The 9,534-nt window shown below is 55.4% G+C and carries 7 protein-coding genes; 4 read left to right on the forward strand and 3 right to left on the reverse strand.

Annotated features, from left to right (window positions below):
• Positions 1-8: 8 nt before the first annotated feature.
• The gene (locus CGZ80_RS28145) at positions 9-1,685 is read right to left on the reverse strand and encodes a methyl-accepting chemotaxis protein (RefSeq protein ID WP_094418748.1); all 1,677 of its coding nucleotides are present in this window, start codon (positions 1,683-1,685) and stop codon (positions 9-11) included.
• 473 nt (positions 1,686-2,158) lie between these two features.
• Between CGZ80_RS28145 and CGZ80_RS26820 the strand changes: the two genes are divergently transcribed.
• Positions 2,159-3,487 carry a carbohydrate porin gene (locus tag CGZ80_RS26820; RefSeq protein WP_094418749.1) on the forward strand — a complete coding sequence of 443 codons (1,329 nt, stop codon included), beginning with the start codon at positions 2,159-2,161 and terminating at the stop codon, positions 3,485-3,487.
• Between the two features lie 31 nt (positions 3,488-3,518).
• Here CGZ80_RS26820 and CGZ80_RS26825 read toward each other — a convergent pair whose 3' ends face one another.
• Positions 3,519-3,731 carry a hypothetical protein gene (locus tag CGZ80_RS26825; RefSeq protein ID WP_094418750.1) on the reverse strand — a complete coding sequence of 71 codons (213 nt, stop codon included), beginning with the start codon at positions 3,729-3,731 and terminating at the stop codon, positions 3,519-3,521.
• Between the two features lie 257 nt (positions 3,732-3,988).
• On the opposite strand from CGZ80_RS26825, the gene CGZ80_RS26830 reads away from it, so the two are divergent.
• The 3 genes from CGZ80_RS26830 to CGZ80_RS26840 all read left to right on the forward strand — a co-directional run bounded on the left by CGZ80_RS26830 (position 3,989) and on the right by CGZ80_RS26840 (position 8,839).
• Positions 3,989-5,113: an SIS domain-containing protein gene (locus tag CGZ80_RS26830; RefSeq protein WP_233148702.1), complete on the forward strand. Its 1,125-nt coding sequence runs from the start codon at positions 3,989-3,991 to the stop codon at positions 5,111-5,113.
• Positions 5,114-5,186: 73 nt separating this feature from the next.
• A complete protein-coding gene (locus CGZ80_RS26835; RefSeq protein ID WP_094418751.1) occupies positions 5,187-5,714 on the forward strand; it encodes a KdsC family phosphatase in 528 nt (175 codons plus the stop codon).
• Positions 5,711-8,839: a hypothetical protein gene (locus CGZ80_RS26840; RefSeq protein ID WP_094418752.1), complete on the forward strand. Its 3,129-nt coding sequence runs from the start codon at positions 5,711-5,713 to the stop codon at positions 8,837-8,839. The genes CGZ80_RS26835 and CGZ80_RS26840 overlap by 4 nt, the downstream gene beginning before the upstream one ends.
• 167 nt (positions 8,840-9,006) lie before the next feature.
• On the opposite strand, the gene CGZ80_RS26845 is transcribed toward CGZ80_RS26840, so the two are convergent.
• Positions 9,007-9,219 (reverse strand): hypothetical protein, encoded by a 213-nt coding sequence (locus tag CGZ80_RS26845; protein ID WP_094418753.1) that lies wholly within the window; start codon positions 9,217-9,219, stop codon positions 9,007-9,009.
• Between the last annotated feature and the right edge of the window lie 315 nt (positions 9,220-9,534).

Genomic DNA, 9,534 nt, shown 5'->3' on the forward strand with positions numbered 1-9,534 from the left:
CGGGCAATTTACCCCACCGGCCTTTTCTGGGCCTGTGGGCCGATCGCTGAAACAACGGCGTTTACTGCCCGTGATGTCTGTTCGACATTCTGATAGATCTCGGTCGTTGCAATGTTTTGTTCGCGAACCGAGTTTCTGATCTGCTGGGTGATGCCATCGACTGAATCGATGACTTGGTTAATCTGCGATATTTCGTCGATCGCATTGCCCGACATTTTTCGCAGCTCCACCAGCCGATGGTTGATATCCTCGGTCGCTCGCGCGGTTTGCAAGGCGAGCTCTTTGACCTCGTTCGCGACAACGGCAAACCCACGCCCCGCCTCACCCGCCCGTGCCGACTCGATCGTGGCATTGAGCGCCAATAGATTGGTCTGCTGAGCGATGTTTTGAATCATTTCGGCAATCGAACCAATCTGGTCGGCGGCAGCACCGAGACCACGGAAACTGTCCACACCTCGCCGAACGACGTCCGAAGCATTGCGCGATGCCGATGCGGCTTCGTCGGTGTTTTCAGCGATATGCGCGATCGACGCCAACATCTCTTCGATGGCTGCGACGGTGGAAGTCGTGTGATCTTTCATCGAAGCGACGGCCGGAATGATCGGCTCGGTAACGGACTGTGTGCACAACTTGCCTGCCAAGAATGCCGCCACTGTCGAGGCGGTCAACGACAGCAGAATCACGAAAAAACAGATGATTTGAGTAATAAAAACACTCGCCTTTTGCGACTCGACTTTTCCATCCGCTTCCTCTTCAAGCTCCTCGACAAAGCCGAGTAGCGTCGTCGCGGCGAGATTGTATTTTTCCTGCATCTTGACCAATTCAATTTTCTTTTCGAACGCACTGCCGAGCGCCGCTCGAAAATGATTGACTGCGTTGCGATAAACGTCGCTCAAACGCTGGCCTTGATATTTGCCATCGAGCTCTTCGGCGGACAAAAGGATATCGAAGGAGCCACTCGCAAACATTTCCTTGATCGCTTTGTTGTGTTCCTCTTGAGCATCAATAATCGCTTGGCGGCAATCGGATGTCTCGCCTCCGCCCAAAAATCGAGAAAAGTGATAGAGTTGCGTGAGCACCCAAATCGAACATTCCATGCCACGGTCCGCGGCGACCCAACGTTGTTCGACATCTCCAGACCAGGTGATTGGTTCATTGGGTGACTTCTTGAGCAACTCCACTTGCTGATCACCGACGGACTCCAGGACATCACTAATCCGAACCAGTTCCGCAGAGGCCTGATCGATCTTTGCTTGTGCATTCGAATACGCGGTGAACGCGTTCAACAAAGCAGTATTTTCCCCGTCGTATGCCGTCAGTTGATCCTGTAGTTCGCGGACCCGCTCAACCGAAACCAAGTTGGCTTCGATCAATCTCCCCATCGACTCGGCAGCCCCTTCCCGGGCTTCGTCAAGCCATTGCTGATACTGGTCCCGATCGCGATTGTCGATGATCCCATCGGTTGCCAACATCTGGCTCTGAATCTGAATGGAACCTTCCATCGCACCATCGGCGCTGTCCCAAGCCGGCCCCAAAATGAACGACAAGGAAGAACTCAGTCGCCAAACGCCAAAGATGCCCGCCAGACCGCAGAGTACGGCGAGTGCCCCAACCACGACATAGCCAACTGCGATGCGCTCGCCGAGCTGCATTGACTGTAATTTCTGCCGAATGGAATCAAGCATTGCGATTTGGTCAACAAAGGAATCGAATCATCGTCTCTTACCATGAAGGTGTGCGAACAACACACCTTCGGCATTCCCTGTTAGATAGGTCAGCACTATTGCGGCGAAACTAATTTAGGCATCAACGACCGCATCACGAGGGGATTCCCATGCGTCGGTTATCGGTCTCCTAAACAGACGTTGACGTGATGACGGTGTTGCTCGTCCGAGGACCTTCCCTCGGTGAGGTCTTCACGTCACGAACAACGAAGCATTTGTTCCAGACGAAATCTCAATGCGCCAAAGAGATCTCTGGTTGCCCACCTGCCGTCAACGTCTCGTGTTGGGGAAGCCCCTTATGTTCCGTCGTTAAGACATGCTTTTGTCGAAGCCGATATCCCAATCGGAATATTTGTATGACAGTTACCGATTTCGCGCTACAGCGGCGACCAACGCTGATTGACAACGCTCGCTAGGCTTCAACAAGACGTCCCATGAAACGCACTTGCTCTCAACTACTCTTATTCGTTGCTGGCTTTGGGACGTTGGCAGCAATGCAGTGCCGAATGGTCGCCGCACAGACTGCACTTCCCATCCCAGCGCATCCGTCTCGCGGATTGCCTTTGCCAGGCGAGCCGAGCACAACCGATTGGACTCGCCACTACTCTTGTGACTTGGTCGAGCAAGGCGAGGGAGAGCCCGTACCGACATTGATTCCAGAACGCCTCCACCACATCGGACCGATCGTCGGCGAATACATCTATACCGGTGAAGTGTTTAACAATGCACGTGGCGGCCTGAACACAAACGATGCCACACTTTACCGCGGCAACTTGGACTTGGTATTCACATTGGATACGGAAGCGGCCGGCCTCTGGTCGGGCGGCCGACTACTTGTCTATGCCAACCAATTTCATGGTCGCACGCTTTCACTCGAAGACGTCGGCGACGTTCAGTTCTACAGCAATATTGAAGGCGACCCACGGCCTGCTGACACCTTCCAATTGAATGAATACTGGTACGAACAGGTCTCCGCCGATGGCAGAATCCTCACCAAGGTTGGCAAACAGGATGCGAACGCTGACTTCGCCTATGTCGACCTCGGCGGTGACTTCGTCCATTCTTCCTTTGGACAGATCCCGACCGTTCCACTTCCCACGTGGCCAAACCCAGGCCTCGGAATCGCGGTGATCGCCGACGTCAGCGATGTACTTCACCTCAAAGGCGGCATCTATGATGGAACCGCAACAACAGGTCCCAGCACCGGTGGGCGATCAGGCTTCGAATCGCTTGGGGACTACGGCATGATGCTGCTTTCCGAAGTCCTCATCACAAGTTCGCTTGCTGAGGACGAAGCTTTGACCGGCGCATACCGTGTCGGTGCTTGGTACCATTCCGATAACTTTGACGACCTGCGTCCCGGTGCGACGGACCCGTTTCGAGAAAACTACGGGATGTATCTCGGCATCGACCAATTGCTTTGGCTTGAACGGTGTAGTGACGATTCAGCGCAAGGCCTGGGCGTGTTCTTTCAGTTCGGCTGGGCCCCTTCCGATCGAAACGAAATCGACTTGTATCTCGGTGGCGGACTGACCTACCAAGGTCTAGCGCCCGGTCGCCCCGACGACCTTTTCGGTGTCGGTATCGCCAACGCAGGCTTCCGAGATCAAACCCTGGATCCAGAACGTGCCGTCGAATTGTTTTATAAGTTCCAGCTGACGCCCTGTTCTAGCCTGCAACCCGACTTGCAATACATCTCCAATCCGGCTGGGTCGATTGATGACGCATTGGTCATCGGGCTTCGCACCGAGGTGGTGCTCTGAAAGTCGGCATGACCGACTTGCCACCGACCGACTAACTGCGGCGTGAACGAGAAACCATCGCAGTACGACTCCGCTTGCCGGATGAGCGGTAAAAATTGCGAGTGCGATTGCGTAGGTGGTAGCGAGCGGCGACGGCATCGACTTGAGAGGGCGATCCCGTTTGCGGAACGACCGACGGGTTCACCAACAGACTTGCGAGTGCGATCACAGCGATCGCCAACAGGGTCACTCGGTTCTTAGACATGGGAGCTTCGACTGGGGGGAGAGATAACGAACGGACGTTTTCGACGTCTCGTGTCCTCCAGTACATTTACGGTTCGGCAACAAGTCAAGGTATTTGACAGCAAACCGACATTCACTCGGGTTCCTGTGGGGGACACCCGAAACAGCCTATTCCACGCATTTCCCGTCGCTCCCCTTGTCTGGGATTGGTCTTTCGCGGCGAAGGGTGGTTGGACTACGATCGCGATTCGACGTCCCCGTACGCATGGAAGGATCCACGTGTCTGCCGCTCCACAAAATCAAGGATACCAATCCCATCCGGCTGATTCGCTGCACGGAAATGCTCTCTCCGATGCATCGGTGCCAGAGACGCTGATCGAGCGTCTGCGGATGATTCGTGGGTTTCTGACTGCGGAATCTGCGGCCATTCAGTCGGCTTCCCAGACGATCGGCCCGTCGGCTGTCGAGGCAGCTGAACTGACTGCCAAATGCAACGGCAATGTCGTTGTCACGGGCGTCGGCAAAGCAGGATTGGTCGGTAATAAACTAGTGGCAACACTGGCCAGCACGGGTACCCCGGCGCATTTCCTGCACCCTACCGAAGCGGTTCACGGTGACTTCGGACGCGTCAAATCAAACGATCTGGTATGGGCGATTTCTAATTCCGGTCGCAGCGAAGAAGTGCTCGCCATCGCGTCGCAGTTGCGGCGACAATCATCAGGCCTGATTTCGATTACGGCCGACGAAGACAACCCATTGGCCAAAGTCGCGAATTGCAAAGTGACGTTTGGCAAACAACCAGAAGCCTGCCCGCACGGCTTGGCGCCGACCAGTAGCACGGCGGTGATGATGGCGGTGGGTGACTCCATCGCGCTGCTTGCGAGTACGCTGCGGCAGTTCACTGCGAAAGACTTTCGCCGCTTTCACCCTGGCGGTGCACTCGGACGGAAACTTGACAAAGTCGACAAGGTAATGCGGCCACTGGATTGCTGCCGGATCGCCAGCGAATCGGTTTCGATTCGCGAATGCATGGTCACCAGTTCGATCAGCGGTCGCCGCAGTGGCGCGATCATGCTGACCAACGGCGACGGCGTGTTAACGGGAATCTTTACCGATAGCGACTTAGCCCGGTTGTTGGAATCACGCTGCGAAGATTCGCTCGATGGGCCGATCGAAGCGAAGATGACCATCGACCCACACTGCATCTCGCCAGACACATTGGTGAGCGATGCGATTTCGCTGCTGAGTCAACTTCGCATAAGTGAATTACCGGTTGTCGACTCGGCGCGTCGGCCTTTGGGAATGATCGACATCACAGACCTAATCGCGATCGGCGAAGTCAATCCGGACCAAGGTTTATCCGGGAACCCTGACGCCCGCCCCACGATTCCGTTCAAGCTGTAGTCCGCCTCGCTGCCAAGCGTTCATTTACCTGGCAACGACACTGCTTTCGATCAAGCCCATTCTGTACTCTCTGATGCCTGTCCTGCTCCGCTCTGATTCTGAACTGGCCGCTCCCATTCGCTGTGTCCTCAGCGACGTTGACGGCGTCATGACTGACGGCAAAATCATTTACGATTCCAGCGGTGCGGAATCGAAGCAGTTCAACGTCCGCGACGGTCTAGGCATCAAGCGATGGATCGGCGCCGGATTGGAATTCGGAATCGTGACCGCCCGCAGCAGCGAAGCGGTTCGGCGACGCGGCGAAGAGCTGACCATCGGGCATATCTTCCAAGGCGTGAAAAACAAGTTGGAATGCGTGCAATCGTTAGCCAAGTCCATCGGCTGCGAACTCAACGAAGTTTGCTATATCGGTGACGATCTTCCAGATCTGCTGCCGATGCGCTCGGTGGGCCTAGCGGTCGCACCAGCCGATGCGGCGCGCGATGTTCGTGACGCAGCCAACTGGATCCTTAGCAAAAACGGTGGCGACGGCGCGGTGCGTGAATTGCTAGAGCGACTGTTGCGCGCCAAATCGCTCTGGAATGTCGGGAGCAACGCATGAGCTGGATAAGCGTCAACATGCGGAATTATTTTCTCGCGTTGGTGACGCTGATTCTATGCGCGTGCCTCTATGACGAATCGTCACGGCGACTGCTGGCTGTCCCCGAAATCGAAGTTGTCAAGCCCAAGCCACCGACGAACGACGCGTCGCTGCGCGCAGAACTCGAAGACCTGTTCGCCGAAGACGAATGGGAACTCGGCAATTGCAAACGGGTGATCACCAAAGAGATGACCCTGCTATTTCAAGAGTGCACGCAAAACACCGAAGGACAATGGAAACTGGAACCGCTAACGGTTGTCATCGGACGCGGACTCACCGACAACGACACCGCTTCGCCGATCGTGCTCAAAGCCCCCAAGGGTGCCGAACTTCAGTTTTCACAAAGCCTGGACCTCACGACAGAAAGCACCAACGGCCCACCCATCAAAATGGGCCGGATGATCGGCGATGTCGAAATCATTCGCGCCGGTGACCTCACCGACAAACAGCCTTTGCACGTCAAAACAAAGGACGTGTGGATCGATCGCGAAAAGGTGTGGACCACCGAAGAAGTCGACATGGCCCTGGGTGCGGCAACGATGCGTGGGCGAGACTTAACGATCTACCTCGCCGTTTCAACAACGGCGGCGAGCAATGTCGATTCGCCATCGGCACTGCTAGACCGGATGAATTTGGTTTACCTCGATGAACTCGTCGTTCCACTGGAACAAGAAAACTATACCGACGGGCCCAATGAAACCGGCAAGGCGAAAGACGACTCGCTGGGCGGGGTGATCTCGGTCACCTGCAACAACCGTGTCTCCTACGATTTCTCAGTCGATAAACTCGCACTTTACGACCGAGTTTCGATTACACGCACCGTCGAAGGAGCCACCCTGGACCGCTTCGATTGCGACTTCGTCGAACTGACCCTACTGGACCCGACGAACCAACAGAAACAACGCAGCGGCCCACTGGACTGGATCGATAGCTTGCGAGCCAGCGGCCACCCGGCGACACTCAACCTCGGGTCGCAAGAGTTCATGCTGGAAGCCGACTTGATCGACTTCAATTCTGTCAAAGGCATCTTGCAAGCCAACAGCAGTGAAGGGGTTCACTTGGTCCGCCAGAACCTTCGTGCCTACCTTCGGCAACTCACATACCAGTACGATCCGGCGCTGCCCAAGAACCTTGGCTTGATCGATGTCGATGGATCAGGAAACGTCGTCATTGATGACCCTGACTTGGCGATCAAGCGGCTGACTTGGACAGACTCATTTCGACTGGAACCGGTAACGCCGACCGACATCGACGCGATGCGAGATGGCAAAGCCGACTCCAAATTTGATTTCCGGATCGTTGGCCATGTGCGTGCCGAATTGACCGACAACGGAATTGCGAGTGCAGGCGAGATCGGCGGCAGGCTGAAATCCGCACCACAGATTGCGGCTGCAGACGCGCAGAAGAAAACGATGTCGCTGCAGCCCGAGATCTTTCGCGCGATCCAATCCGTTTCGATCGATACCAGCCAAATCGCGGTCGCGACCCAACAACTTAGCTTGTACTTCGAACCGGCCGCTGACCTCGGCCGCACTCCTGAACAAAGTGGCGACACCAGCTTTTCGAAACAGCTTGCGGTTTCGCAACCCGCGACGAACAACGCGATCGTCCAATCCAACGGCCCACTCGGCAACTTGGTTGGATTCGCCAAGTCGCCTCAATCTGACAACTTGCGCCAACCGGTCGCTCGGCCACGGCCACAGATTTCGGGGGACGTCATCAGCGCCCAACTGCTGATCACCGACGAAGGATTGGAACCGAAAGACATCAGCATCAACGGAATGGTACGTGTCGAACATCAAGTTCCGGCCGCCAACGGCTTCCTTCCCGTTGAGATGCTCGGCCAAACACTCCGTTTGATCCGCGGCGCGGCGACACAGTCTTCCGGTCGCGATATCTTGCAATTGGGAAGTGGTCCCGACCGTCCCGCACAGCTGAAAATGGAAGACGGTTTCTTTGTCGGTCCAACAATCAAAGTCTGGCCTTCGGAGAACCGCGTCGAAGTCAACGGCGCCGGTGAGATGAAAGTGCCGTCGTCGCTGCTGGCTAAAAAGTCAGACACCCCTGATCAAGACGCTACAAATCCAAAAGCAATTCGCTGGTCCGAGGCTCCCCATTGCCACTGGGGCACCGCGCTCGAGTTCGATGGAGTTCAAGCGATCTTACATGGCGGGGTCCAAATCGATGCTGCTATGGAGAGCGATGAAGGCCCATGGCGACAACGAATGACTGGCCAGCAAATGCTGATCGCGCTTTCAGCTCCCGTGAAGCTGATGGACAAACAGTCCATACAATCAACTGAATTGCAACAGATCAGTCTGTACGAATCACCCCAAGAAGCCGTTGTCGTTCGTGCCGAGCAGCGCGATCTCAACAACGAAATGAAAGCGATCCATGTGCTCACCTCGCGCAAACTCGACTTCACGCCTGCCAATGGCGGACACATCGTCGGCACTGGTCCCGGTTGGTACCGTGGCTGGATGCTGACAGACTCGCAAAACTCGATCCTGTCGCCTAAAGCTGCTCAAACAGAACACCTGGGGAACCAAGTGCTGCAGGGCGTTCACTTGACCTATCGCGATTCATTGCAATGCGATCTCAAAACAGAGACGGCTGAGTTCGTTGGAGGCGTTCGGGCAGGCGCGAAGAAAGTTGATCGCTGGGACGAGATCGTCGACGTGAACCAGATGACACGATTGGCAATCGGCGAAATGACTCTCGACTGCGACCGACTGGGCTTTGGCGTCTCGCCAAACTATCCCAAAGACTTGCTGAAAATCCCTGGTGCGGTCACGCCTTGGGAATTAATCGCCGACGGTGGCGTGATCGCCCGCTCTAACACCGAAGCACAAGGTCTGTTCGAAGTGATCGCAAATCGAGCGTCCTACCAATCGCTGAAGTCCTGGCTGATCATCGAGGGCGCCCCGAGCCGCAGTGCGGTAATCAAGCGAGTGCTACCAAACGGGGCACCGGGTTTTCACGTCAATTCGCCGCGAGTGGCGTTGAATTTGAAAACGTACCAAGCGCAAACGGTGATCAAGGACGCACAAGTTAGCAGCCTGCCGATCCCATCACGGCAAAAGTAAATCGGTAACGGTGCGACGGCTGAGCGAACACCTGCTTGGAAGAGGGAGCTCCGGAGCCCCCCCGAGTTCATTTTGATAGCATTTTTTTCTTAGAATGCGACGACTCCGGCGAGTTTCCCACACGCCGGAGGGAGTGCTTAGAAAGTAAGCATTGTCTGCTAGATGGACTATCGGCGACCAGAATAGCGCGAGTGGTCGCTAACGAACCGATCGAGCTCTTTTTCCATCAGTCGCAATTCGTCGTCTAGCCAGGACGCGTAGTTGTCACGTGACTGTTCCGATAGCAAGCCTGTCATCGCCGTCCAATCTTCTACGGCACGAACCGCGTCCACTGCGCCGTTGTGGTTCGACAAATTGTTTTCATTGCTGGAAGCTTGCATCGGGATAACCCTCCGGCAGGTGGCGATGTTCTGGGTCGTGATTCCGTTCACTGCGGTGGCGGCTCGCGGGATTGCTGGCCAGCCTTGGTTTATGTGTTAGACGCGCCAAAGTGGGTCATGGTTCGTCATCATTGCAAAAACCATTCTGTCTTCCGTGGTGAGCAAGTGTTGTGCCAGACTCGCAGTTTCACTTGCTTCCGCGACTTACCTAAAAACGCCAAACATTGGTTTTTGTGGTAAAAAATCCTGTCTACTGGTTCTTCAAAATCTTCCTGGACTTCGATGGAAGTCGAGCAGATACAACGCGATGTTGCG

Origin of the sequence: Rhodopirellula sp. MGV, assembly GCF_002251265.1 — a bacterium.
Classification (GTDB): Bacteria; Planctomycetota; Planctomycetia; order Pirellulales; family Pirellulaceae; genus Stieleria; species Stieleria baltica_A.